The organism is Pelomonas aquatica (assembly GCF_026712205.1).
Lineage (GTDB): Bacteria > Pseudomonadota > Gammaproteobacteria > Burkholderiales > Burkholderiaceae_C > Pelomonas > Pelomonas aquatica.
Genome location: NZ_JAPPUW010000001.1, coordinates 175640 through 198808, shown reverse-complemented (window position 1 = coordinate 198808; position 23169 = coordinate 175640). Strand labels below are relative to the sequence as shown.

General features: G+C 72.4%; 21 protein-coding genes. 8 read left to right on the top strand and 13 right to left on the bottom strand.

Annotated elements, in window-relative coordinates; genetic code table 11:
• Positions 1-101: 101 nt before the first annotated feature.
• Complete coding sequence (locus NYP07_RS00975) at positions 102-1040, bottom strand: M48 family metallopeptidase (protein WP_268146425.1); 939 nt, start codon at positions 1038-1040, stop codon at positions 102-104.
• A gap of 40 nt (positions 1041-1080) precedes the next feature.
• Between NYP07_RS00975 and NYP07_RS00970 the strand changes: the two genes are divergently transcribed.
• Positions 1081-1557, top strand: coding sequence for a flavin reductase family protein (locus NYP07_RS00970; RefSeq protein WP_268146423.1), 477 nt, complete (start codon positions 1081-1083; stop codon positions 1555-1557).
• Between the two features lie 13 nt (positions 1558-1570).
• Here the strand turns inward: NYP07_RS00970 and NYP07_RS00965 are convergent, their stop codons facing one another.
• From NYP07_RS00965 to NYP07_RS00950, 4 genes are all read right to left on the bottom strand, one after another.
• Positions 1571-3487, bottom strand: coding sequence for a potassium transporter Kup (locus NYP07_RS00965; protein ID WP_378989730.1), 1917 nt, complete (start codon positions 3485-3487; stop codon positions 1571-1573).
• A gap of 102 nt (positions 3488-3589) precedes the next feature.
• Positions 3590-5035 carry a hypothetical protein gene (locus NYP07_RS00960; protein WP_268146421.1) on the bottom strand — a complete coding sequence of 482 codons (1446 nt, stop codon included), beginning with the start codon at positions 5033-5035 and terminating at the stop codon, positions 3590-3592.
• Positions 5035-5913 (bottom strand): ABC transporter ATP-binding protein, encoded by an 879-nt coding sequence (locus tag NYP07_RS00955; RefSeq protein ID WP_268146419.1) that lies wholly within the window; start codon positions 5911-5913, stop codon positions 5035-5037. Before NYP07_RS00955 ends, NYP07_RS00960 begins: the two co-directional genes overlap by 1 nt.
• A complete protein-coding gene (locus tag NYP07_RS00950) occupies positions 5910-6305 on the bottom strand; it encodes a GntR family transcriptional regulator (RefSeq protein ID WP_268146417.1) in 396 nt (131 codons plus the stop codon). Before NYP07_RS00950 ends, NYP07_RS00955 begins: the two co-directional genes overlap by 4 nt.
• A 122-nt stretch (positions 6306-6427) precedes the next feature.
• On the opposite strand from NYP07_RS00950, the gene NYP07_RS00945 reads away from it, so the two are divergent.
• The gene (locus NYP07_RS00945) at positions 6428-6859 is read left to right on the top strand and encodes a copper chaperone PCu(A)C (protein WP_268146415.1); all 432 of its coding nucleotides are present in this window, start codon (positions 6428-6430) and stop codon (positions 6857-6859) included.
• A gap of 18 nt (positions 6860-6877) precedes the next feature.
• Here NYP07_RS00945 and NYP07_RS00940 read toward each other — a convergent pair whose 3' ends face one another.
• The 8 genes from NYP07_RS00940 to NYP07_RS00905 all read right to left on the bottom strand — a co-directional run bounded on the left by NYP07_RS00940 (position 6878) and on the right by NYP07_RS00905 (position 13872).
• Positions 6878-7771, bottom strand: a complete 894-nt coding sequence (locus tag NYP07_RS00940; RefSeq protein WP_268146412.1) for an alpha/beta fold hydrolase — start codon at positions 7769-7771, stop codon at positions 6878-6880.
• Positions 7771-8367, bottom strand: coding sequence for an ATP-dependent Clp protease proteolytic subunit (locus tag NYP07_RS00935; protein WP_268146408.1), 597 nt, complete (start codon positions 8365-8367; stop codon positions 7771-7773). The genes NYP07_RS00940 and NYP07_RS00935 overlap by 1 nt, the downstream gene beginning before the upstream one ends.
• Positions 8368-8395: 28 nt before the next feature.
• Positions 8396-8845: a GFA family protein gene (locus NYP07_RS00930; protein ID WP_268146406.1), complete on the bottom strand. Its 450-nt coding sequence runs from the start codon at positions 8843-8845 to the stop codon at positions 8396-8398.
• Positions 8842-9669, bottom strand: a complete 828-nt coding sequence (locus NYP07_RS00925; RefSeq protein ID WP_268146404.1) for an esterase/lipase family protein — start codon at positions 9667-9669, stop codon at positions 8842-8844. Before NYP07_RS00925 ends, NYP07_RS00930 begins: the two co-directional genes overlap by 4 nt.
• 34 nt (positions 9670-9703) lie before the next feature.
• Positions 9704-11323: a wax ester/triacylglycerol synthase family O-acyltransferase gene (locus NYP07_RS00920; RefSeq protein ID WP_268146401.1), complete on the bottom strand. Its 1620-nt coding sequence runs from the start codon at positions 11321-11323 to the stop codon at positions 9704-9706.
• A 149-nt stretch (positions 11324-11472) separates the two neighbouring features.
• A complete protein-coding gene (locus NYP07_RS00915; RefSeq protein ID WP_268146399.1) occupies positions 11473-11802 on the bottom strand; it encodes a PspC domain-containing protein in 330 nt (109 codons plus the stop codon).
• Positions 11803-11905: 103 nt separating this feature from the next.
• On the bottom strand, positions 11906-13714 hold the full coding sequence (locus tag NYP07_RS00910) for an ABC transporter substrate-binding protein (protein WP_268146397.1): 1809 nt from the start codon (positions 13712-13714) through the stop codon (positions 11906-11908).
• The gene (locus NYP07_RS00905; RefSeq protein WP_268146395.1) at positions 13711-13872 is read right to left on the bottom strand and encodes a hypothetical protein; all 162 of its coding nucleotides are present in this window, start codon (positions 13870-13872) and stop codon (positions 13711-13713) included. The genes NYP07_RS00910 and NYP07_RS00905 overlap by 4 nt, the downstream gene beginning before the upstream one ends.
• 175 nt (positions 13873-14047) lie before the next feature.
• On the opposite strand from NYP07_RS00905, the gene NYP07_RS00900 reads away from it, so the two are divergent.
• The 6 genes from NYP07_RS00900 (at position 14048) to NYP07_RS00875 (ending at position 23134) form a co-directional block, all read left to right on the top strand.
• Positions 14048-14986 carry an ABC transporter permease gene (locus tag NYP07_RS00900; RefSeq protein WP_268146393.1) on the top strand — a complete coding sequence of 313 codons (939 nt, stop codon included), beginning with the start codon at positions 14048-14050 and terminating at the stop codon, positions 14984-14986.
• Positions 14987-15134: 148 nt separating this feature from the next.
• On the top strand, positions 15135-16163 hold the full coding sequence (locus tag NYP07_RS00895; protein WP_268146390.1) for an ABC transporter permease: 1029 nt from the start codon (positions 15135-15137) through the stop codon (positions 16161-16163).
• Complete coding sequence (locus tag NYP07_RS00890; RefSeq protein ID WP_268146387.1) at positions 16160-17854, top strand: ABC transporter ATP-binding protein; 1695 nt, start codon at positions 16160-16162, stop codon at positions 17852-17854. The genes NYP07_RS00895 and NYP07_RS00890 overlap by 4 nt, the downstream gene beginning before the upstream one ends.
• 113 nt (positions 17855-17967) lie before the next feature.
• A complete protein-coding gene (locus tag NYP07_RS00885) occupies positions 17968-20076 on the top strand; it encodes a GGDEF domain-containing protein (RefSeq protein WP_268146385.1) in 2109 nt (702 codons plus the stop codon).
• Complete coding sequence (locus NYP07_RS00880; RefSeq protein ID WP_268146382.1) at positions 20073-22127, top strand: GGDEF domain-containing protein; 2055 nt, start codon at positions 20073-20075, stop codon at positions 22125-22127. The genes NYP07_RS00885 and NYP07_RS00880 overlap by 4 nt, the downstream gene beginning before the upstream one ends.
• Positions 22124-23134 (top strand): Bug family tripartite tricarboxylate transporter substrate binding protein, encoded by a 1011-nt coding sequence (locus NYP07_RS00875; protein ID WP_268146380.1) that lies wholly within the window; start codon positions 22124-22126, stop codon positions 23132-23134. Before NYP07_RS00880 ends, NYP07_RS00875 begins: the two co-directional genes overlap by 4 nt.
• Positions 23135-23169 lie beyond the last annotated feature (35 nt).

Sequence of the window (23169 nt, the reverse complement as noted above, 5' to 3'; positions counted from 1 at the left end):
CACGGCCGGCGAGTACGCCGGCCGATCCCCCAAGGGGATGCGGGCCGGCTCGGGAGCGGCCCAGCGCTCGGCCCGCTGGTGAGCCCGGGCGGCCGCCGGCTTCAGTTGTTGTCCGGCGCCGGCTGCGGCCGCTGCTTGAGCGGCGGCGCCACCGGGAAGCGCCTGTCCGGCTTGGGCGCGCGCTCGTAGAGGCCGGCCACCTTGGGCAGGTTGGCCTGGATGTCGCGGATGCGCGTCTCGCTGGCCGGGTGGGTGGACAGCCACTGCGGCGGCGCGCCGCTGCTGGCCGACAGCATCTTCTGCCACAGCCGCACGGCGGCGGCCGGGTCATAGCCGGCGCGGGCGGCCAGCTCGATGCCGACGAGGTCGGCCTCGGTCTCGTCCTCGCGGCTGAAGCGCAGCGTCAGCAGCTGGCCGCCCAGCCCCGCCAGCCCGCGACCTAAGTTGCCGAGACCGAGCAGCGCCGATCCGAGCTCGATGGCGCCATTGGTGAAAGTCGTCTTGCCCATGCGCTCGCGCGCATGCTCGCGCAGCGCGTGCGAGATCTCGTGGCCCATGATGGCCGCGACCTCGTCGTCCTCCAGCTTGAGCTTTTCGAGGATGCCGTAATAGAAGGCGATCTTGCCGCCCGGCATGCAGAAGGCGTTGAGCTGCGTGTCGCCGAGCAGGTTGACCTCCCACTGCCACTGCCGTGCGCGCTCGTTCCACTCGTAGCTGAACGGGACGATGCGCTTGGCGATGTAGCGCAGCCTCTGCAGCTGCGGGTGCTGCATCGGCGCGAGTGCGCGCTGCTGCGCGGCCTGGCTCATCATCTGCGCGTACTGCTGGCCGCCGGAGCGCTCGATGTCGTCGGCGGAGATCAGGCCGACGAACTTGCTCTTGGGCCCCACGTCCACGCCCTCGCGCGCCCAGGCCGGCGCAAAGGCGGCCATGCCGAGCAGGCCGGTGAACAGGCGCCGGTTCAGGCGCGGCCCGCAGCAGGCGCAGCCGGCGGGCGCATGGGGCAGGTCGAGATCGGTCAGCGTGAAGTCGGCGTCCATGGCGGCATTGTGCGTTGCCCGTACTGGCGACAATGTTGGCATGGACAGCCAGCAATTCCGCGCCGCCCTCGGCATGTTCGCCACCGGCGTGACCATCATCACCGTGCGCGCGGCGGATGGCGGCCTTGTCGGCCTCACCGCCAATTCCTTCAACTCCGTGTCGCTGGACCCGCCGCTGGTGCTGTGGAGCCTGGCGCGCCGCGCCGGCTCGCTGCCGGTGTTCGCGCGCGGCACGCACTACGCGATCAACATCCTCGCGGCCGACCAGAAGGAGCTGGCCCAGCGCTTCGCGACGCGCGACATCGACCGCTTCGCCGGCGTGGCCTGGCGCGAGGGCGCCGGCGGCGCGCCGGTGCTGGAGGGCGTCGTCGCGGCCTTCGAATGCGCCAACCGCAGCCAGTACGAGGAGGGCGACCACGTCATCTTCGTCGGCGAGGTCGAGCGCTGCACGGCACGCGCCGGCGCACAGCCGCTGATCTTCCACGGCGGGCGCTACTTCACCGAGCTGCCGCTCTGACGCCGCGCGCCGCCTACAGCTGCACCTTGGTGCCCAGCTCGACGACGGCGTTGCCCGGCAGCCGGAAGTAGTCCGCGGCGCTGCTGGCGTTGCGGCTCATCGTGGCGAACAGGGCCTCGCGCCAGTGCGCCATGCCGGCGCGCGGCACCAGGGTCTCGCGGCTCAGGAAATAGCTGGTCTCGGCCGGCTCGGTCTGCAGGCCCTTGGTGCTGCACAGGGCCAGCGCGGCCGGCACGTCGGGCTGGTCCATGAAGCCATAGGTCAGCGTCAGCCGCCAGAAGCCCGGCGCCAGCGCCTCCAGGTGCAGCCGCTCCGCGTCGGGCACATAGGGGCGTTCGCAGAAGGTCACGGTCAGCACGACATTGCGTTCGTGCAGCACCTGGTAGTGCTTGAGGTTGTGCAGCAGGGCCGGCGGCACGAGCTCGGGGTTGGCGACGGGGTAGATGGCCGTGCGCATCGCGCGCGGGCGCTCGGCGTCGCCGTAGCTGTGCAGGCTCTCGACGAAGGGCAGCAGCGGCAGGCCTTCGTCGGCGAGATGGAGCTGCAGCGCCCTGCGGCCGCGCGCCCAGGTGCTCATCAGCACGAACAGCAGCGCGCCCAGGGCCAGCGGGAACCAGCCGCCGTCGACGATCTTGATCGCGCAGCCGGACACCAGCAGCGCATCCAGCGCGAGGAAGAAGGCCGTCGCGCCCCAGGCCAGCGGTGCCGGCAGCCGCCAGCCGTTGCGGATGACGAAGAAGGTCAGCACCGTCGTGATCATCATCGTCAGCGTGACGGCGATGCCGTAGGCGCCGGCCAGGGCCGACGAGCTGCGGAACAGCAGCACCGCGCCGACGACGCCGGCCAGCAGCGCCCAGTTCACGCTGGCGATGTAGATCTGGCCGGCCTCGGCCGCCGAGGTGTTGCGCACCGGCATGCGCGGCAGGAAGCCGAGCTGGATGGCCTGCTTGGTCATCGAGTAGGCGCCCGAGATGACGGCCTGCGACGCGATCACGGCCGCCGCCGCGGCCAGCACGACGGCGGGCAGCACCAGCGGCGCGGGGAAGAGGCGGTAGAAGGGGTTGTCGATGGCGCCGGGGTCGCCGATCAGCAGCGCGCCCTGGCCGAGGTAGTTCAGCGCCAGCGCCGGGAAGACGATGCCCGTCCACGCGATGCGGATGGGCCTGGCGCCGAAGTGGCCCATGTCGGCGTACAGCGCCTCGGCGCCGGTCAGCGCCAGCACGATGGCGCCGACGACGGCGAAGACCTGCCAGCCGCGGCCGGCCAGGAATTCGAGCGCCCGGACGGGGTTGAGCGCCGCGAGGATGGCCGGCTGCTGCGCGATCTGCAGCGCGCCGGTCACGGCCAGCACGCCGAACCACAGCAGGATGACCGGCCCGAAGATGCGGCCGACGACGTGGGTGCCGTGCTTCTGCACGACGAAGAGCAGCACCAGCACGACCAGGGACAGCGGCAGCACATAGCGCGTGAACTGCGGGCTGACGATCTCCAGGCCCTCGATGGCGCCCATCACCGAGACGGCCGGCGTGATGACGCTGTCGCCGTAGAACAGCGTCGCGCCGAACACGCCCATCAGCAGCAGGAAGCGGCGCAGCCCGGGGCGGTGGCGCACGGCCTGCGTGGCCAGGGCCGTCAGCGCCAGGCCGCCGCCCTCGCCGCGGTTGTCGGCGCGCAGGATGAGGACGACGTATTTCAGCGTGACGACCAGCATCAGCGCCCAGACGATGGCGGAGATCGCGCCGATCAGCTCGTTCGGCGCCAGCGCGACGCCGGTGGCCGGCGTGAAGACCTCCTTGACCGTGTACAGCGGGCTGGTGCCGATGTCGCCGTAGACGACGCCGATGGCGCCCAGCGTCAGCGCCGCGAGGCCGTGGCGTGGGGGCGTGTGGGCGGCGTCGGCGGAGGAATCGGTGGCGGTCGTCATCGGCATGGGTCAAGCATCGCTCAGGCGGCGGCAGCTTGCCACCTCGACCTGGGGCGAGCTTGCTGCCGCCTTGCCGGTGGCGCGAAATATCGCCCGCCGCGGCCGCCCTCAGCCGAGTCGGCCGGCCGGCAGCGGCCGCGGCGCGCGGCAGACCCGGCGCCAGCGCCAGGCCCCCAGCGCGAGGCTGGCGCCGACGCTGAGGCCGGCCAGCGCGGCCAGCGGCAGGCCCAGCTGCCGCTTGGCCGCGTACAGGCCCCAGGCCAGCAGCAGGAAGGCCAGCACCGGCAGCACGGCCGTCCATGACGACGGCGCCCGCATGGCGGCCGGCGCGCGCAGCAGCCAGGCGGCGCTCAGCGGCAGCGCGCCGAAAGCCAGGCACAGCAGCGCCGGGTCGTCGGCCGCCCAGGCCAGCGGCGCCAGGGCCAGCGTCGTCAGCGTCCAGGCCAGCAGCGCATGGCGCAGCTGCAGCCAGGCCACCGCGCGGTTCTGCGCGGCGCCCTGGGGCATGCCCGGCAGCAGCTGCAGCAGCGCCTGCTCGCGGCGGCCGTGCCACAGCATGCCGGGCAAAGCGAAGCTCGGGTTGATGCCCATGCTCGCGAGGCCGATGGCCATGCCGAAGGCGCCATGGGTCCAGGCCTTGCCCAGGCCGCCCAGCGCGGCCACGGTGCCCAGGCTCAGCGCCGCGATGGCCAGCGCCAGCAGCACGGCCAGCGCCTGGCGCAGCCAGTGCTGCTGGCCGTGCAGCACGATCTCGGCCCGCTGCATCACGCTGGCGGGCGTGGGCCGGGCGCGGGCCAGCACATGGCGCAGCCAGGCCGACGCCGCGCGCTCGAAGGGCCGGCCCAGCCATTCGCCCGGACGGCCGAACGTGGCCAGGCCGCCGCGATGGCCGGTGGCGCCTTCGCGCGCGGCGCGGCGCATGCGGGCCCGGGCCGCATAGCCCGCGCCGTGCGCCGCGTCGCCGTTGCCGAACAGCCGCGTGATGGACCAGGCCAGCCCCAGCAGGCACAGCGCCAGCACCGGCCCGGTCTGCGCCGCCCACAGCTCGCGCAGCGCGGCCCACAGCGGCGCGAGGCGCCGGTCCAGGCCGAAGGCGAAGAACAGCGCCGGCCCGAAGGACAGCACGAACCACAGCGCCCAGGCGCGCAGGGCCCAGGCCGCGAACGCCAGCGTGGCCGCGACGATGAGCAGCAGGGCCGGGAAGGACGGCAGCCGCTCGAAGGCCGCCCAGACCAGCAGCGCGCAGGCCAGCGACAGCACGGCCCAGGCCGACAGCGCAGCCTGGCGCAGCTGGCGCAGATGGCCGGGCACGAAGCGCGCGGCATGCGGGTGGTTCTGCGTCAGCAGGCTGCCGGCGACGGCCGTCCACAGCCCGCCCAAGGCCAGCGTGGCGCTGCCGGCCAGCACGGCGGCCCACAGCCCGGGCGCGGCGTAGAGGCTGGCGCCCAGGCCCAGCAGCGTCAGCGCGATCAGCAGCCGGCGGCCCCAGGGCGATTCGCGGTCGCGCTGGCGCCAGAAGGCCAGCAGCATCTGGCCGGACGTGGCGGCGTTCATCAGGTCAGCTCCGCGAACAGGTCTTCGAGGTTGACGGCCTGCGCGTCCTGCGGCGCGGCGACGCCGGCCGGCAGCCGCGCCAGCACGCGTTCGCGGCCGGCCTCCAGCGGCGTGCGCTTCAGCGGCTGGGCCTGCAGCCGCGCGAACAGGCCGGCCAGCTCGGTGTCCGTGCCCGTGAAGGCGCGCACCTGCTCCAGCAGCTCGTCCAGCGGCGCCTGCAGCGCGATGCGGCCCTCGCTGAGGAAGGCGAGGTTGAAGGCCACGCGCTCCAGGTCGGACAGGATGTGGGTGGAGAACACCACCGTCGTGCCGCGGTCCAGCACCTGGTCGACCAGCTCGCGCAGGAAGTCGCGCCGGCCGACCGGGTCGAGGCTGGCCACGGGCTCGTCCAGCACCAGCAGGTCGGGTTCGTGGGCCAGGGCCCGGATGATGGACAGGCGCTGCTGCTGGCCGCCCGACAGCCGGCGGATGGGCCTGTCGCGCGCGATCTCCCAGCGCGACAGCAGGCCCTCGACCTTGGCCTCGTTCCAGCGCGGGTAGAAGCTGCGGAAATAGGCCAGCAGCTGGGCCGGCGTGAAGCCCTCGAACAGGTCGCTCTGCTGCGGCACATAGCCGATGCGGGCGCGGGCCGCGTCGTCGAGCCGGCCGACGTCCTGGCCGAACAGCCGCACCTGGCCGGCCTGGGGCTGGCGCAGGCCGAGCAGCGTCTCCAGCAGCGTCGTCTTGCCCGCGCCGTTGCGGCCCAGCAGGCCGACGACCTGGCCGGGCAACAGCGCCCAGTCCAGCCCGCGCAGCACGGCGCCGCCGCGGGGGTAGCTCAGGCTCACGCCCGCCAGTGCGGCGCTGGGCGTCTCGGTGTGGGGGAAGTGGGGCGTCATGCTTGGCTCTCGGCGAGGAGTTGGGTGAACAGGGCGATGACCTCGGCCGCCGGCAGCTCCAGCTGGCGGGCCTCGTCGGCGGCCTTCTGCAGCGTGGGGCGCAGCAGCTCGATGCGCGAAGCCGGCGGCTGGGCGCGCCGGTGCCGGGCCGCGACCACCATGGACAGGCCGCGGCGGCGCTCCAGCAGGCCTTCCATCTCCAGCATGGAATAGGCCTTGGAGATGGTCATCGGGTGCACGGCCAGTGCCTGGGCCAGCTCGCGCACCGACGGGATCGCGTCGCCGGCGCTCAGCTGCCCGGCCGCGATGCGCCGCCGCACCTGCTCGATGAGCTGGCGGTAGATGGGCTCGGGCGAGCCCGTGTTGATCTGGACGAAGTGTGCGGCTTCCATGGCTGTCTGCCTGTGTGTACTAGTACGATAGTACACATGAACGGTCGGGTCAAGCGTGCATTCCGGCAGGCCGCGGCCGGGCTGCGCACAATGGCGGCTTCTGTTGCTCTCCGCCTGCCGCCATGCCCCGCCTGCTCATCGCCGCCGCCCTTCTCGCCACCACGCTCGCCGCGCAGGCCCAGGGCCCCGTCAAGGTCGAGGACGCCTGGGTGCGCGCGACCGTCGCGCCGCAGACGGCCACCGGCGCGTTCATGCAGCTGACTTCGGCCAAGCCGCTCAAGGTCGTCGCGGCCAGCTCGCCGCTGGCGGCCCAGGTCGAGATCCACGAGATGAAGATGGAAGACGGCGTCATGAAGATGCGCGCCGTCGAGGCCCTGCCGCTGCCGGCCGGCCAGGCCGTGGCGCTCAAGCCCGGCAGCTACCACGTCATGCTGATGGGCCTGCAGCGCCCGATCAAGGCCGGCGAGACTGTGCCGCTGACGCTGACCGTCGAGGGCGAGGACAGGCAGCGCACGGCCGTCGAGGTGAAAGCCGAGGCGCGCGGCGCGCGTTGAGCCGCCGCGGGTGATGGCTCAGAGCCCGGCCGTGCGCGCCACCTCGGCGGCCAGCCGCGGCCACAGCGGCTCGGGCAGGTCGTGGCCCCAGCCGGGGATGAGGGCCAGCCGCGCGCCGAGAATGCGCCGCGCGAGGTCGTGTGCGGCGGCGACCGGGATCAGCGCATCCGCCTCGCCGTGGATGACCAGCGTCGGCGCCGTGATGCGCGGCAGGCGCTCGGCGCGATGCGTGTCCGCCGCGATGGCCACCAGCTGGCGCGCCACCGCCTGCGGCCGGAAGGCGCGCCGCACGCCCTGCGCGATGCGCTCGCGCAGCGCGCGCGGCTCGGGCGGGTAGCCGGGGCTGCCGATGACGCCGTACAGGCCGACGTAGTGGTCCAGCACGTTCTCGAACTTCTGCTCGGGCGTGCTGCCGGGGCGCGGCCGCGACAGCAGCGCGCGGCGCACCTTCAGGCTCTCCTGGGGCAGGCCGCGGTGGCCGCTGGTCGTCATCATCAGCGTCAGGCTCTTCACGCGGCCGGCGTGCGCGAAGCCCAGGTGCTGGGCGATCATGCCGCCCATCGACGCGCCGCAGACATGGGCCTTGGCGATGCCCAGCGCGTCCAGCACGCCGACCGCGTCGCGCGCGAGGTCGGCGATCTGGTAGGGCGCCTTCACCGGCAGCCGCAGGGTGTGCAGCAGCGCCGCCAGCGGGATGCTGGGCCGGCCGAGCGGGTCGAAGGGCTGGCTCAGGCCGACGTCGCGGTTGTCGAAGCGGATGACGCGAAAGCCCCGCGCCACCAGCTCGTCGACCAGCCCGTCCGGCCAGGCGATGAGCTGCATGCCCAGGCCCATGATCATCAGCAGCGGCTCGCCGCTGTCGGGGCCGTGGATGTCGACTTCGATGCGGACGCCGTTGGCCGAGACCTGCATCAGTTCAGATCGGACTGGCGTTCGATGACGCGCGACACCAGGCCGTACTCGATGGCCTCGCCGGTGCTCATCCAGAAATCGCGCTCGATGTCGACGGCCACGCGCTCCAGCGGCTGGCCGGTTTCCCGGGCGATGGTCGCGGCGATGCGTTCGCGGGTGCGGATGATCTCGCGGGCCTGGATGGCGATGTCGCTGGCCTGGCCGCCGGCGCCGCCGGCCGGCTGGTGGATCATGAAGCGCGTGTTCGGCAGCGCCAGGCGGCGCTCCTTCGGCGCGGCCAGGTAGATGTGGGTGCCGGCGCTGGCGACCCAGCCGGTGCCCACCGTCGTCACCGGCGCGCGCACGAAGCGGATCATGTCGTGGATGGCGTCGCCGCTCTCCACATGGCCGCCGGGCGAGGAGATCAGCAGCGTGATCGGCGCGTCGGAGTCCTGCGACAGCGCCAGCAGGCGGCGGCAGGTGGCATGGGCCATCTTGTCGTCGATCTCGCCGAAGACCATGACGAAGCGGCTCTTGAACAGCAGCTGCTCCTCCATCTTCTCGGGGGCGTCCTTCTTGGCGGGCTTGTCTTCGGCGGCGAGGGTGTGGTGGTGCATGGTCGGAATCCAGTTCAAGAGCGATACCTTACCGCGAGTCGCGCGGCGTGGTGGCGGGCACCATGCCTGACTCGCCGCCGAACCGGGGCAGGTCGTCGCAGAGGCCGTGCCATGCGGCCTTGTCGTCGACGAAGTAATGGGCGCTGGGCGGCGGCGGCTGGCCCTCCAGCGCGCCCGCCGGGACGCCGAGGATCTGCGGCAGGCGCAGATCCTCGGTGAAGACATGCGAGCCGCAGTTGCGGCAGAAATGCCGCCTGACGTTAGCCGTGGCCTGGAAGGCGCTCAACGGCTCCCGGCCGGTGACGGCGAGGGCCGACCTCGGGAAGCTCACCCAGGTGCTGAAGGCGGCGCCGCTCAGGCGGCGGCACTGGCCGCAGTGGCAGTTGACGACGCTCTTCGGTGCCGCGCTGGCCGCGATGCTCACCGCCGCGCAATAGCAGCGGACCGACAGGCCGGTAGCACCCGTGCCGTCCATCATTTCTCGGCGCCGGCCGGCGTCCTGTAGAACCAGCGCCGCGCCCCCTTGGGCTCGAAGTGCTTCCACTCGCCCTCGGGCTGGGCCAGCCGGTCGGCCAGCGCATACAGCGCGACCGGGTTCACGCCCAGGCCGATGTGGCTGGCCTGCACCTCGATGTTCTCGGCCTGCGGCGAGGGTTCGTTGACGCTGCAGCGCCAGGCCACGACGCCGTCGGTCTTGGAGTAGATGGACGTCGTCGGCACCGGCGGCGCCTGGCGGATCTGGGCCATCAGCTCGGGGTCGTTGGATGCGTGGCCGCTGACCATCTCGAAGAAGCGCCAGGCATGGGTCGCGCGCGGGTGGCCGGTGAAGGGCGTGCCCAGCGTGATGACGCAGCGCGTGAGTTCCGGGCAGGCCTTGGCCAGCTCGCGGGCATAGATGCCGCCCAGGCTCCAGCCCAGCAGGCTGACCTTGCGGTGGTGGCGCCGGTACAGCGCCTGCAGGTCCTGCTCGATCTGCTCCAGCACGCCGGCGCGGGGGCCGAAGTTGAAGCCCTGGCCCCAGCCCTGGGTCGCGTAGCCCAGCGAGTCGAGCATGGCGCGCAGCGGCGCCGTCGTGAAGTCGTGCGCGCCCAGGCCGGGGAAGACCAGCACCGGATGCCCGTCGCCCTGGGGCAGCTTGCGCATCCACGGCATGGTGGCGAGCAGGGCCGCGTACTCCCAGGGCGCGCGGCCTTCCAGCATCAGCAGCCAGGCATTGGGGGCGCGCAGGTCGGACCAGTCGGGATGAGGCAGGGCGGTGGCTTGGTTCCAGCGCGGGAAGTGCGGCGAGCGGGGGGCGGGCATCAGTCGGTCGGGATCGGGCAAGGCCCGATCATTGTTAGCCAGCGGCGGCCTTCTTCCGGGCCGTGCTTGCCCGGGGCCTGGGTGTCGCCTTGGCGACGGGCTTCCTGGCCGCGGCCTTCCGGGCCGGCGCCTTCTTCGCCACCGGCGCCGGCGGCGCCTCGGCCGCCGGCAGGGCCTGGAACTCCATGAAGGCCGCCTCGACATAGGCCGCCAGCTCGGCGGTCTCGGGCAGGGCCTCGCCGCAGGCCATCAGGCCGATGTCCAGCGACTGGTTGTAGGTCTGCACCGTGACGTTCAGCGCCAGGCCGTGCACGGCGATGGAGGTGGGGTAGTTCGTCAGCATCTTCGCGCCGGCCAGGTAGAGCGGCAGCTGCGGCCCGGGCACGTTGGAGACGACGACGTTGGCGATGACGGGCAGCTTCTCGGCCACCCGGGCGCGGCCGTAGAGCATGGCGCCGGCCTGCATCAGCCAGGGGATGCCCAGGCTCGGGAAGTCGGTCGGCATCAGGCTCTTGAGCTGGCTCATCTGCGCCTTCATGGCCTTGCTGGAGGCCATCACATGGGCCAGGCGCTCGGCCGGGTCGCTCAACTGCGTGCCCAGGCTCATGAAGCTCATCGTGGCCTGGTTGTTGGACGTGGTGTCGCCGGCCGCGCGCGTGGACACCGGCACGGCGGCGACCAGGCTGCGGCGCGGCAGCGGGCCGTGCTTGGCGAAGTAGCGCCGCAGCGCGCCGCCGATGACGAAGAGCACCGCGTCGTTCAGGCTCGCGCCATGGCGCTTGCGCGTGCGGTTGAGCTCGGCCAGCGGCAGCGTGACGCCGGCGAACGAGCGCGTGGCCGACAGGCTGACGTTGAGCCGCGTGCGCGGCGCCGGGCCGAGGCTGGCGACGGACTTCTTGCCGCGCACGACGGCCGTGGTCTGCGCGGCCACGCTGGACAGCAGCGTGCGCAGCTTGTCCACGGAGGCCTCGGCCGCCGCGCCGCCCAGCGACTTGACCGCCATGCCGCCGAGGATGGTGGCCGCGTTGGGCAGGGAGCGGGCCAGCTTGACGGTCTGCTTCCACTGCTGGCTGACGGCTGCGCGCAGCATGCCGACGGTGCCGAGCTGGCCACGCCTCCTGCCGCGTGCGGCGAGGGCGTCGATGGCGCGCGGCTCGGGGCTGAGGTCGAGGATGACCTGGGCCAGCGCGACGGCGGCCTGGCCGTCCACCGCCGCATGGTGCAGCTGCGTGTAGAGGGCGACGCGCGGCTGGCCTTCGGGACCGGCTTCGACGCCGGTGAAGACATGGAACTTCCACAGCGGCCGGCTGCGGTCCAGCAGCACCGGATGCAGCAGGCCGACCTGGGCCTCCAGCTCGGCCATGCCGCTGTGCTCGGGCAGCACGATCTCGACGATGTGCTCGTCGAGGTCGGGTTCGGCGTCCACCCAGCCGGGGTTGGACAGGCCCAGCGGCATCGCCAGCAGCCGCCGTCGCAGCGCCGGCAGCAGCGGCATGCGGGCGCGCATGTGCTCGCGCAGGTCTTCGACGTAGTCGCCGTCGCAGCCCCGATAACGATCAGGCAGCTCCAGCAGATGCAGCGCGCCGACATGCATCGGCATCTGCGGCGTCTCCAGATACAGGAAGCTGGCATCGAGGCCGGCGAGCTGTTTCATCGGCTGTCTCCAGTTGTGAGCCCAGCATACCGACGAAACCCGCGGAGGCCCTCCGGGCCGACCCCTCCAGCAGCCACCGCGGAACCGGCTCCGCCGGGCCGCCAGTGGCGCCCCCTTGAGGGGGCCGGCGAAGCCGGTAGGGGGTGGGCTTATTCCTCCGGCACGAAAATCCAGAGGAGGATGTAGAGGAGTATGCCGCTGCCGAAGGCCAGGAAGAGCAGCGTGAAGATCAGGCGCCAGACCCATGAGTCCAGCCCCGTCGCGCGGGCAATACCGCCACAGACGCCGCCGATCCAGCGGTCCATGCGGCTGCGGCGCAGGCCGTTGACGGCGCCGACGTTTGGGCCTGCCGAGGCGCCAGCCGTGGCGGCGCCCGCGCCGTTCAGCACGCGGGCCTTGGCCCTGGCGAACTCCTCGTCGTTGAGCACGCCGCGGGCATGCAGGTCGGCCAGCTTGTCGAGTTCTTCTGCGTCGTTCATGGTGAGCTCCTTTCGGTCTTGATGAGGCAAGCCTAATGGCGTGGCGCCTGCGGGCCAGCGCGTTGCGACGGTCGGTCGATTCGATGGGATGCGGCCGCGGAAATCAACGGACGGGCTGCCTGGCGGGGTCGATGTCGACGAACTGCCAGAAGTCCTGCCAGAACAGCGGGCGGTAGTAGCCGGTCATCCACGGCTGCTCGATGTCGGTGATGACGCGGTGGGCCTGCACCTTGTAGGGCATGTATGCCGCCGCGATGCGCTTGGCCTCGCGGAACAGGGCCTCGCGCTCGGGGCCGTCGGGCAGGGCCTGCATGCGGTCGTAGAGGGCGTCGAAGCGGGCGTCCTTGAAGCGGGCCAGGTTGGTCGTGCCGGCCGCCGGGCCGTAGTAGAGCTGCAGCGAGCCCTGGCCGTCGGGCTGGGCGGCCGAGAAGGCCACGGGCCACATCTGGTAGTGGCCGGACTGCGCGGCCTTCAGGTTCTCGGGCCATTGCTGGATCTTGAGCTGCAGCCGGATGCCGACCGCGCGCAGCGACTGGTCCCAGAGCTCGTCGATGGCGCGGTTCAGCGACTTGGGCTCGGTGTTGCGCGTGATGACGAGGGGGCTGCCGTCGGGCAGGTCGCGCCAGCCGTCGCCGTCGCGGTCGACATAGCCGTACATGTCCAGCAGGGCCCGCGCGCGCGCCGGGTCGTAGTCGCCCATCTCGCTCTTGAAGGCGGGGTCGAAGCCGCTGGTGCTGGGCATCAGCGGCGACTGCGCCGGCTCGGCCTGGCAGCGGCGCGCGAGCTGGATCTCGCGCGCGGCGTCGTAGGCCAGCGAGATCGCGCGGCGCAGCGCGACCTTGGCGGGTTCCATGCCGCCGACGACGGGGTCGTCCATGTTGAAGCAGGTCAGCGTCGAGTCCGGCGCCAGCGTGAACAGCGCATGCATGCCGCGCTTGGCGAGGTTGGGCGCGATCTTGCGGCCAGGGGCGGCCTGGGTGATGAAGTCCTCGGGCACGCGCTCGATGAAGTCGTGCTCCTTGTTCAGGAAGGCCAGCCAGCGCGGCTGGCTCTCGACGATGACGTCGACGACGACGCGGTCGACCATCGGGATGCGGCGGCCCTTGAGCCTGGCGTATATGGCCTGGGCCTCGGCGTCGCCGGGCGCGGGCTGGGCCTCGTAGTGGCGCTCGCGGTAGGCCGGGTTGCGCTCGAACACCAGCTGCGAGCTGCGCCGCCAGGCCTTCAGCACGAAGGGGCCGGTGCCGACGGGATGCTCCGAGACCTGCTCGCCGTAGAACTCGACGACCTCGCGCGCGACGGCGCCATAGAGGTCGTTGCCGGCGAGGATGTATTCGACCAGGCGGGGCCGCGCCTCCTTGGTCCTGATCTGCAGCGTGTAGCGGTCCAGCGCTTTCAGGCCCTCGACGACGGCGTCGTAGGGAAAGGGCTTGCGGGAGCGGGCCAGTTGCTCGCGCAGCTCGTTGAGGCCGACGATGCCGGTCTCCTCGTACTGCGACCAGCCCGGCGCGTTGTTGGCCGGGTCGGCGTAGCGCTTGATGCTGTAGACGAAGTCGGCCGCCGTGACCTCGCGCCGCCTGCCCTTGAAGGCCGGGTCGTCGGCGAAATAGATGCCGGGGCGGACCCGGATCGTGAAGGTCTTGAAGTCCGCGCTGATCTCGGGCTCGGCGGCGGCGATCAGCGGCACGATCTTCGTCGGCCGCGCCAGCGGGTCGTAGGTGTAGAGGCTTTCGAAGATGTGGCTGGTCAGCGCGCGCGAGTAGATGTCGGACAGGCGCACCGGGTCCAGGCCGGTCTCGGCGTTGGGCAGCGCGTAGCGCAGCGTCCTGACCGGGTCGGCGGGCGGCTCGGCCGCGCGGGCCGGCGCGAGCAGGGACAGGCAGGTGGCGAGGGCGGCGAGCAGCAGTTTCATCGGTGGGCCTTGGGGCGGGCGCCGAGGTCGTGATCCGGCGGCGCGTCGAAGATGTCGGCGATCACGTCCTTGGAATCCTTGTCCGTGACCTGCGCCGGATCGAAGCCGGTCTCGGCGCAGGCCAGCGGCAGGGCGGTCGGCAGGGGCGGGAGCGTCATCGACGGGTGCGGCGGGGCGGGGACGGAAAAGCGCGGAGTCTAGTGAAACCGGCAGTTCGCGGGGCGCCCCGCTCGCATAGACTCCGCCCCCGACCCGTGCCAGCCCCGCTCACCCGGCGGGGCTGGTGGTTTTTGGCGAGGGCCGTCCTGCAGGGCCCAAGGCTGGAGAGTCGTCGTGGCGGCCTATCTGATCCGTCGCCTGTGGCAAATGATCCCGACCCTGATCGGCGTCGTGCTGCTGGTGTTCTTCCTGTTCAAGTATTTCGGCGGCGACCCGGCCGTCGCGCTGGCCGGCCTGAACGCCAGCCCCGAGACCATCGCCTCCATCCGCGAGCAGCTGGGCCTGAACAAGCCGGTCTGGGAGCAGCTGTGGATCTTCGTCGGGCAGATCGTCAGCTTCGACTGGGGCCGGAGCTGGGCCACGCAGGAGCCGGTGGCCCAGCTGTTCGCGACGCGCCTGCCCGCCACGCTGACGATCACGCTGCCCATCCTCTGCCTCGAGGTGCTGCTGGCCGTGCCCTTCGCGCTGGCCGTCGCCAGCGTGCGCGGCAGCCTGACCGACCGCGCCGTGATGATCTGCTCGACGGTGGCCGTGTCGGTGTCGCTGCTGGTCTACGTCATCCTGGCGCAATACGTCTTCGCCTTCCGCCTCGGCTGGTTTCCGGTGCAGGGCTGGACGGGCAACCACTGGACCAATCTGAGCACCTATGCGCCGCTGCCCGTGCTCGTCGCCGTGATGGTGTCGATGGCGCCGCAGATCCGCCTCTACCGCAGCTTTTTTCTCGACGAGATCGGCCACGACTACGTGCGCACCGCGCGCGCCAAGGGCATGACCGAGGGCGTCGTGCTGCTGCGCCATGTGCTGCGCAACGCGATGATCCCCATCCTGACCAATGTGTCGGTGCTGCTGCCGGGCGTGCTCGTCGGCTCCTTCCTGCTGGAGGTCTTCTTCTCCATCCCGGGCCTGGGCCGCGAGCTGCTGCTGGCCGTGAACCGCAGCGACTACCCCGTCATCCAGGCCTTCGCGATCTACCTCGCGATGCTGACGATGACGGTCAACCTCGTCGTGGACATGCTCTACAAGCTCGCCGACCCGCGGGTGGTTCTGAAGTGAGCCCCTCGTCCAAGGAGTACCTTGGCCGGTCCCCCGAGGGGACGGCGATGCTTGCCGGCTTGACCGGCAAGCACATCGCCCAAGGCGGGCCGGCTTGGGAGCGGCCCGGCGCTCGGCCCGCAGAATTCGTGCGCCACGAACAACCCACATGAACGCAGCCCTCTCTTCCTCCTCCGGCGGCGTCTGGGCCGCCTCATGGCGGCGCCTGAAGACCGACCGCGTCGGCATCGTGGCCATGGCCATCGTCGCCGCCTTCCTCCTGCTCGTGCTGCTGGCCGCGACCGGCCTCGTCGCGGCGGGCTGGCAGCGCGAGGTCGGCGTGCCGAACGCGCCGCCCGGCGTCGTCGGCCCGCAGCCGCCCGAGGACGGCAGCGCCATCGCCGCGCCCAAGGGCCCCAACGTCGACCTGTCCGACATCGACCCGCTGGCGCCGCGCTATGCCGAGTGGGCCGAGCGCGCCAAGGCCTTCAAGACCGAGGCGGCGCCCAGGTCCGACACGCTGCCGCTGGGCGGCGACCGCCTCGGCCGCGACGTGCTGGCCAAGGTCGTCAAGGGCGCCGAGGTGTCCATCTTCGTCGGCCTGGCCGCGGCCCTGGCCGCGACGCTGATCGGCACCGTGCTGGGCGCGCTGTCGGGCTTCTTCGGCGGCCGCGTGGGCGACGTGCTGGAGTGGGTCTACAACGTCTTCACGGCCATCCCCAACATCCTGCTGATCTTCGCGTTCGCGGCCATCGTGCATCGCGGCGTCGGCTCGGTCGTGCTGATCCTCGCGCTGACCGGCTGGACCGGCATCTACCGGCTGATCCGCGCCGAGTTCATCAAGCACCGCGTGCGCGAGTACGTGCGCGCGGCCGAGGCCATCGGCGCGAGCCCCTGGTCGCGCATGTTCAGGCACATCCTGCCCAATGTGTCGCACGTCGCGCTGGTGCAGCTGTCGCTGCATGTCGTCGGCTTCATCAAGAGCGAGGTCATCCTGAGCTACCTCGGCCTGGGCGTCGGCGTGGACCAGGTCTCCTGGGGCACGATGCTCAGCGAGGCGCAGAACGAGCTCATCCTCGGCTACTGGTGGCAGCTGGCCGCCGTGACGGCCTTCATGGCCGTCTTCGTCACCGCGTTCGCGCTGTTCACCGATGCGCTGCGCGATGCGCTGGACCCGAAACTGCGAGGCCTGGAATGACCGCGTTGCTGAGCATCCAGGACCTGCAGGTCGCCTTCCGCATGGGCCGTGTCGACGGCCGGATGCAGCGCCAGCTGGCCGTCAAGGGCATCAGCTTCGACGTGCCGGAGAACGGCACGGTGGCCCTGGTCGGCGAGTCCGGCTCGGGCAAGAGCGTGACGGCCATGTCCATCCTCAACCTGCTGCCCGGCAACGCCGAGCGGCAGGGCCGCGTGCTCTTCCAGGGCCGCGACCTGCTGCAGGCCTCGACCCGCGAGCTGCAGGCCATCCGCGGCAGGGACATCGCCTGCGTCTTCCAGGACCCGATGAGCTCGCTGAACCCGGTCTTCGACGTGGCCACGCAGATCTGCGAGCCGCTGACGAAGCACATGGGCCTGTCGCGCCAACAGGCGCGGGGGCGTGCCGAGGAGCTGCTGCACGAGGTCGGCATCCCCGAGCCAAGGCGGCGGCTCGGCGCCTATCCGCACGAGCTGTCCGGCGGCCAGCAGCAGCGCGTGATGATCGCCGTGGCCCTGGCCTGCGGCCCGAAGCTGCTGATCGCCGACGAGCCGACGACGGCGCTGGACGTGACCATCCAGCGCCAGGTCATGGAGCTGCTGGCCCGGCTCAAGCAGAGCCTGAAGATGAGCCTGCTGTTCATCTCGCACGACCTGGGCGTCGTCGGCGAGCTCTCGGACCAGGTCGTCGTCATGCGCCACGGCCAGGTGCGCGAGCAGGCGCCGGTCGAGAGGATCTTCAACGACCCGCAGGACGCCTACACCAAGGCGCTGCTGGCCTGCCGGCCGTCGCTGGCCGGCAACCCGGCGCGGCTGATGGTCATCGACGACCACATCGCGGGCCGCGAGCCCACCGGCGAGGCCCGGGCCAAGGATCCGGACGCGCCCGTCGTGCTGGAGGTCAGCGGCCTGCACAAGAGCTTCTGGCTGAAGGACGGCCTGTTCGGGCGGCGCGAGTTCAGGGCGGTCAAGGGCGTCAGCTTCCAGCTGAAGCGCGGCCACACGCTGGGCGTCGTCGGCGAGTCCGGCTCGGGCAAGACGACGATGGGCCTGGCCCTGCTGCGCCTGCACGAGCCCAGCGGCGGCAGCATGGGCGGCCAGGTGCGCTTCGACGGGCAGGACCTGCTGACGCTCGGCGGCGCCGGCTGGCAGCAGATGCGCCGCCGCATCCAGGTCGTGTTCCAGAACCCCTATGCCGCGCTGAACCCGCGCTTCACGATCGCCCAGACGCTGTGCGAGCCGATGCAGATCCACGCCATCGGCCGGGACGCGGCCGAGCGCGAGGCGCGCGCCGTGGCGCTGCTCCAGCGCGTCGGCCTGGACGAGGGCGCGATGGGCAAATACCCGCACGAGTTCTCGGGCGGCCAGCGCCAGCGCATCGCCATCGCGCGCTGCCTGACGCTTAGACCTGAAGTGCTGGTGCTGGACGAGCCCGTGTCGGCGCTGGACGTGTCGGTGCAGGCCCAGGTGCTCAATCTTTTGCGCGACCTGCAGGACGAGTTCGGGCTGAGCTATATCTTCATCAGCCACGACCTCGCCGTCGTCAGGTTCATCGCCGACGAGGTGCTGGTCATGCAGCACGGCGACGTCGTCGAGCAGGCCCCGACCCGCGAGCTGATCGCCGCGCCGCGCCAGGACTACACGCGCCGGCTGCTGGGCGCCGTGCCGCGCGGCTACCAGGGGCGGGCGGGCTGACAACGCTTGCGCGTGCAATTTGAACGGACTTTGCAGTGGCGAGCGCTCCTGGCATGCTGAACCGCGCTGAAATCCAGCCAGCGGGGTCACGCCCCCCCGCGCCTGCCGCCTCGATGCACCGATCCCTGGCCTCCCGATTCAAGCTCTGCGTGGCGCTGTCCGCGCTCACGCTGCTGGCCGCCTGTTCGGGCGGCGACGGCGCTGCGCCCGCGGGCCCGGCGGCGGGCGCCTCGGCCCCGGTCGACGCCGCGCTGGCCCGGGATCTGGAGCGCATCGAGCGCGCCGCGCTGGCCCGGCCGGACCGGCTGGAGCAGGAGCTGCGCGCCCGCGGCGAAGGCCTGCCCGCCGGCAGCGCCGCCCAGCTCGACGTCATCGCGCTGCGTGGCCTGCTCGCGGCGCTGATGCGCGACCGGGCGCTGAGCGAGCAACTGTCCGGGCAGCTGCGCCGCTGGCCGGCCGGCGAGCTGCGCGCGACCGCCGCCGTCGCCGCGGCCAGCATCGACGCCGAATACGTGCTGCAGAACGGCGATCTGCGCGAGGCGCGCAAGCAGCTGCTGGCGCTCGACGAGGCCCAGGTCAATGGCGCCGGGGCGGTCTACCGCTGGCGCCATTTCTACCTGCTCGCCGCCATCAGCGGCGATGCCGGCGAACTCGACGCCGCGCTCAACCACGGCCATGCGGCGCTGCGCCTGGCCGAGCAGATCGGCCAGCCCTGGCGCGAGGCGCTGTCCCTGATGGGGCTGGCCTTCACGACCTACCGTGCCGACACGCCGGCGCGGGCGCGCCAGATCGCCGCCCAGGCCCTGGCCGAGGCCCAGAAGGATCCCGACCCGATGACGCTGAACCGCGTCTACACGACTCGCGGCATCCTGTACTCAGACGAGGGCGGCGACCCCGCCATCGTGCTGCAGTCCTGGTCGGACGCCCTCGACCAGGCCGTGCGCGCGGGGGCCGATTCCGTGCGTGCCCTCAATCTGGCCAACCTGGCCGACTACCACCTGCGCCAGGGCCACCCGGCGCGCGCGCTGGAGCTGGCCGAGCAGGCCCTGCCGCTGGCGCGCGCGACGCGCAACACCTCCGCCGAGAGCACGGCCCGCGCCAACATCGGCCTGGCCAAGATCGTCATCGGCCGGGTCGCCGAGGGCCGCGAGGACGTGCGCGCCGCCATCACGCTGGACGAGCAGCAGGGCTCGCTGGCCTACGCGTCGGCCGGCTGGCAGGAGCTGGCCGGCTACCTGGAGCGGGCCGGCGACCTGGCCGGCGCCGTCGCCGCCTATGGCGAGCACCGCCGCATGAGCGAGCGCGTGCTGCGCGAGGAGACCCGCAAGCTGCTGCTGGAGGCCCAGGAGCGCCAGGACGCCGAGCAGCGCGCGCGCGACATCGAGCTGCTCAACCGCGACAACGCGCTCAAGGCCGGGCAGGTGCGCCAGCGCAACCTCGCGCTGGCGCTGTGGTCGGCGCTGGGCGGCTGCGTCGTCGTGTCGCTGGGCCTGCTCTACCAGGCCTTCCGCCGCGTGCGCCGCACCAACGAGGCGCTGGCCCACAGCAATGCGTCGCTGCAGCGCCAGAGCGAGACCGACCCGCTGACCGGCCTGGCCAACCGGCGCCATTTCCAGGCGGCCATCAAGGGCCTGTCGGGCCAGCAGGGCCTCGCGGCCAGCGTCTTCCTGATCGACATCGACCACTTCAAGCGCCTCAACGACGGCTTCGGCCATGCCGCCGGCGACACCGTCCTCGTCGAGATCGCGCGCCGGCTGCGCGAGGCCGTGCGCGACGACGACCTCATCGTGCGCTGGGGCGGCGAGGAATTCCTCATCGTCGCGCGCACCCGCGAGGGCATGTTCGCGCCCCAGCTCGCGCAGCGCCTGCTCGACCTCATCGGCGGCCGGCCCGTGCGCCACGCGGCCAACGACATCGAGGTCACCGCCTCCATCGGCTTCGTCAGCCTGCCCATCCCGCCGCACGGCCTGCGCCTGAGCTGGGAGCGCGCCATCGACCTCGTCGACACCGTCATGTACCTCGCCAAGGCCCATGGCCGCAACAAGGCCTATGGCATCGACCGCATCCAGGCCGAGGATGCGCTGGCCGCCGCCCAGCTGACGGCCCGGCTCGAAGCCGCCTGGAGCGAGGGCCTCGTCGGCCTGCAGCTGCTCAGCGGCCCCGCACGCACGGCCGGCGAACCCCAGACGGGCGGCCCCGGCGCCGCCGCGAACGCCGCATGAGCCAGCCCGGCCGCTTCCTCCTCGCCGTGCTGCTGCCGGTGCTGGCCGCCCTCGCATCGGCCGTGCCCGTCACGGCGCCCGACCCGGCCGACGAGGACGCCTGGCTGGCCGACGTCGCGCGCCGCGCCTTCGACGACCCCGACGCCATGCTCGCAGAGCTCAAGCAGCGCTGGCCGGCCCATGCCGGGCCCGGCCAGCCGCGCGAGGCGGCCTGGCTGCTGGCGCGCGGCCGCTTGCTGCTGGCCGCCGGCCAGGCCGATGCGGCCGACGCCGTCGCGATGCAGCTGATGGGCCGCGCCGATGGCGCGGACCGCAGCTGGCTGCTGCGCGCGCTGACCCAGGAGCGCGCCGGCAGGTCCGGCAGCGCGCTGGCCGCGCGCGCGCTGCGCGGCCTGAACGCCCATTGCCCGGCCGGCGACGAGGTGCGCGCCGTGCGCGAGCTGGGCTGCGACTTCCGCAGCGCCTGGGAGGCCCTACGCATCGTGCAGCGCGACCAGTCCAACCGCGGCGAGCTGGTCGGCGCCGAGGCGAGCACGCGCCGCAGCCTGGCCCTGGCCCGCGCCGGCGGCGACAAATACCTGGCCGCGCAGAGCCTGGGCCTGCTGGCCGTCGTGCTGCAGGCCCAGGAGCATGGCGACGCGGCGCGCGCCGAGCTGCGCGCGGCCGAGGCCGAGGCCCAGGGCGACCTGCTGGCCGGCGCCCGCGTGCGCAACTACGCGGCCGTCGTCGAACGCCGCGCGCGCGACTTCGGCGCCACGCGCAGCGCGCTGGAGGGCGCCCTGCTGCTGGCCGAGCAGGCCGGCGCCGCGCATTACGCCGCGCTGCTGCGCTCCAACCTCGTCGACTCCTATATGCACCTGGGCCTGCTGAGGGAGGCCCTGGCCAGCGGCCAGAAGGCGCTGCCGGTGCTGCAGCGCTTCCACGACCGCGAATACGAGCGCCTGCTCCACCACAACCTCGCCGTCGCCCACATCAAGCTGCGCCAGTTCGACGTCGCGCGCCAGGAGCTCGCCAGGGTCGACGGGTATGGCGTCGACCCGGCCGAACTGGTGCCGCGCGCCCGCGAGCTGCGCGAACTGGGCGACACCTGGGCCGAGGCCGGCCAGTACAAGGAGGCGCTGGCCGCCTTCGCCGGCGAGCGCGATCTCAACGCGCGCGCCAACGAGCGCAACCGCGCCTCCGCGCTGGAGGAGCTGCGCCGCAAATACGACAGCGCCGCCAAGCAGCGCGACCTCGAACTGCTGGCCCGCGACGGCCAGCTCAAGGACCAGCAGCTCGCGAACCAGCAGCTGGCGCAGAAGGTCGGCATCGCCGTCGGCGTGCTGCTGCTGCTGTCGCTGGCGCTGGTCGCCGTCACGCTGCTGCGCATGCGCCGCGCGCAGGCGCGGCTGACGGCCAACCAGAGCCTGCTGCGGGCGCAGAGCGAGCGCGACCCGCTGACCGACCTGTCCAACCGGCGCCACTTCCTCGCCGTCATGGAGCAGCGCGACCGCGCGGCCGACGAGCCGACCCGCGCCGAGGGCTTCCGCGGCGCGCTGATGATGGTCGACATCGACCACTTCAAGAACGTCAACGACTGGCATGGCCATGCGGCCGGCGATGCCGTCATCGTCGAGGTCGCGCGGCGCATCCGGGCCGCCGTGCGCGACACCGACCTCGTCGTGCGCTGGGGCGGCGAGGAATTCCTCGTCTTCGCGCCCGAGCTGCCCGGCGGCGACCTCGCGCAGATGGCCGAGCGCGTCCTGCGCGGCATCGGCGCCGAGCCGATCGCGACGGACGAGGGCCCGCTGCGCGTGACGGCCTCCATCGGCTTCGCGAGCTTTCCGCTCGGCGGCTCGGCCGGCCCGGGCCTGCACCTGCACTGGGAGCAGGCCGTCAACTGGGCCGACATGGTGCTCTACAAGGCCAAGGCCGAGGGCCGCAACCGCGCCGTCGGCATCGCGGCCGTCGACGCATCCGACGCCGACCTGCTGGCCGCCGTGCTGCAGGACTTCGATGCCGCCTGCCTGAACGGCCAGGTGCGCCTGACGCTGCTGCTGGGGCCGGCATGACGCGACCACCGGGCACGCAGCGTCGCAGCCTGCTGCTGTGGCTGGCCGGCACGTCGGTGGCCGCGGCCCAGCCCGGCGCGGCCCATGCCTGGCCGAGCCGGCCGCTGCGCATCGTCGTGCCCTATATGGTCAAGGGCGCGACCGACATGGCCGCGCGCCTGCTGGCGCCCGAGCTGCAGCGCAGCCTGGGCCAGCCCGTGTTCGTCGAGAACCGGCCCGGCGCGCAGGGCAAGATCGGCAGTGCCGAGGTCGCCGGCGCGGGCGACGGCCACACGCTGCTGATGGGCAGCGCCGGCACCCACGTCATCAACCCGCTGCTGTCGGGCCATCTGCCCTACGACCCGGTCAAGGATTTCGCGCCCGTCTGCCTCGTCGCGACCATGCCCCTGGTGCTGGTCGTCAACCCGGCCGTCGCGCGCAGCCTGGACATCCACAGCGTCGACGACCTCGTGCGCGTCGCGGCGGCCCGGCCCGGACGGCTGCTCGTCGCCTCCGGCGGCAATGGCAACGCCACGCACCTGGCCGGCGAACTCTTCAAGCGCATGACCCAGACCTTCATGCTGCACTTCCCCTACCGCAGCAACAGCCCGGCCCGGCAGGACGTCGTGGCGGGCAATATGGACCTGATGTTCGACAACCTGCCCGCGGCGCTGGCGCAGATCAGGGCCGGCAAGCTGCGGGCCCTGGCCGTGACGAGCGTCCGGCGCAGCCCCAGCCTGCCCGAGGTGCCCACCATCGAGGAGGCCGGCGGACCGGCGCTGAAGGGCTACGAGGCCAGCGCCTGGGCCGGCCTGTTCGCGCCCGGCGGCCAGCCCCCCGAGCAGCTCGCGCGCCTGCAGCACGACGCCGTCGCCGCGCTGGCCCAGCCGGCGCTGCGCGAACGCATGAGCGCGCTGGGCCTGCAGCCCCAGGGCAGCGGCGCCGGCGAGTTCGCCGCGCTGATCGCCGCCGAGACCGTCAAGTGGGCGCGGGTCATCGAGCTTTCCGGCGTCAAGGTCGACAGATAGAGTGACCCCTCGCCCAGTCGCGCCTGGCTGCACGC

Excerpts from the sequence above, each read along its gene's own strand:
- NYP07_RS00965 (WP_378989730.1), bottom strand. The coding sequence starts at position 3,487 with ATGCCGATGACGACCGCCACCGATTCCTCCGCCGACGCCGCCCACACG.
- NYP07_RS00960 (WP_268146421.1), bottom strand. The coding sequence starts at position 5,035 with ATGAACGCCGCCACGTCCGGCCAGATGCTGCTGGCCTTCTGGCGCCAG.
- NYP07_RS00885 (WP_268146385.1), top strand. The coding sequence starts at position 17,968 with ATGCACCGATCCCTGGCCTCCCGATTCAAGCTCTGCGTGGCGCTGTCC.
- NYP07_RS00970 (WP_268146423.1), top strand. The coding sequence starts at position 1,081 with ATGGACAGCCAGCAATTCCGCGCCGCCCTCGGCATGTTCGCCACCGGC.
- NYP07_RS00935 (WP_268146408.1), bottom strand. The coding sequence starts at position 8,367 with ATGCACCACCACACCCTCGCCGCCGAAGACAAGCCCGCCAAGAAGGAC.
- NYP07_RS00910 (WP_268146397.1), bottom strand. The coding sequence starts at position 13,714 with ATGAAACTGCTGCTCGCCGCCCTCGCCACCTGCCTGTCCCTGCTCGCG.
- NYP07_RS00920 (WP_268146401.1), bottom strand. The coding sequence starts at position 11,323 with ATGAAACAGCTCGCCGGCCTCGATGCCAGCTTCCTGTATCTGGAGACG.
- NYP07_RS00895 (WP_268146390.1), top strand. The coding sequence starts at position 15,135 with ATGAACGCAGCCCTCTCTTCCTCCTCCGGCGGCGTCTGGGCCGCCTCA.
- NYP07_RS00955 (WP_268146419.1), bottom strand. The coding sequence starts at position 5,913 with ATGACGCCCCACTTCCCCCACACCGAGACGCCCAGCGCCGCACTGGCG.
- NYP07_RS00925 (WP_268146404.1), bottom strand. The coding sequence starts at position 9,669 with ATGCCCGCCCCCCGCTCGCCGCACTTCCCGCGCTGGAACCAAGCCACC.
- NYP07_RS00945 (WP_268146415.1), top strand. The coding sequence starts at position 6,428 with ATGCCCCGCCTGCTCATCGCCGCCGCCCTTCTCGCCACCACGCTCGCC.
- NYP07_RS00915 (WP_268146399.1), bottom strand. The coding sequence starts at position 11,802 with ATGAACGACGCAGAAGAACTCGACAAGCTGGCCGACCTGCATGCCCGC.
- NYP07_RS00875 (WP_268146380.1), top strand. The coding sequence starts at position 22,124 with ATGACGCGACCACCGGGCACGCAGCGTCGCAGCCTGCTGCTGTGGCTG.
- NYP07_RS00950 (WP_268146417.1), bottom strand. The coding sequence starts at position 6,305 with ATGGAAGCCGCACACTTCGTCCAGATCAACACGGGCTCGCCCGAGCCC.
- NYP07_RS00975 (WP_268146425.1), bottom strand. The coding sequence starts at position 1,040 with ATGGACGCCGACTTCACGCTGACCGATCTCGACCTGCCCCATGCGCCC.
- NYP07_RS00890 (WP_268146387.1), top strand. The coding sequence starts at position 16,160 with ATGACCGCGTTGCTGAGCATCCAGGACCTGCAGGTCGCCTTCCGCATG.
- NYP07_RS00940 (WP_268146412.1), bottom strand. The coding sequence starts at position 7,771 with ATGCAGGTCTCGGCCAACGGCGTCCGCATCGAAGTCGACATCCACGGC.
- NYP07_RS00905 (WP_268146395.1), bottom strand. The coding sequence starts at position 13,872 with ATGACGCTCCCGCCCCTGCCGACCGCCCTGCCGCTGGCCTGCGCCGAG.
- NYP07_RS00930 (WP_268146406.1), bottom strand. The coding sequence starts at position 8,845 with ATGATGGACGGCACGGGTGCTACCGGCCTGTCGGTCCGCTGCTATTGC.
- NYP07_RS00880 (WP_268146382.1), top strand. The coding sequence starts at position 20,073 with ATGAGCCAGCCCGGCCGCTTCCTCCTCGCCGTGCTGCTGCCGGTGCTG.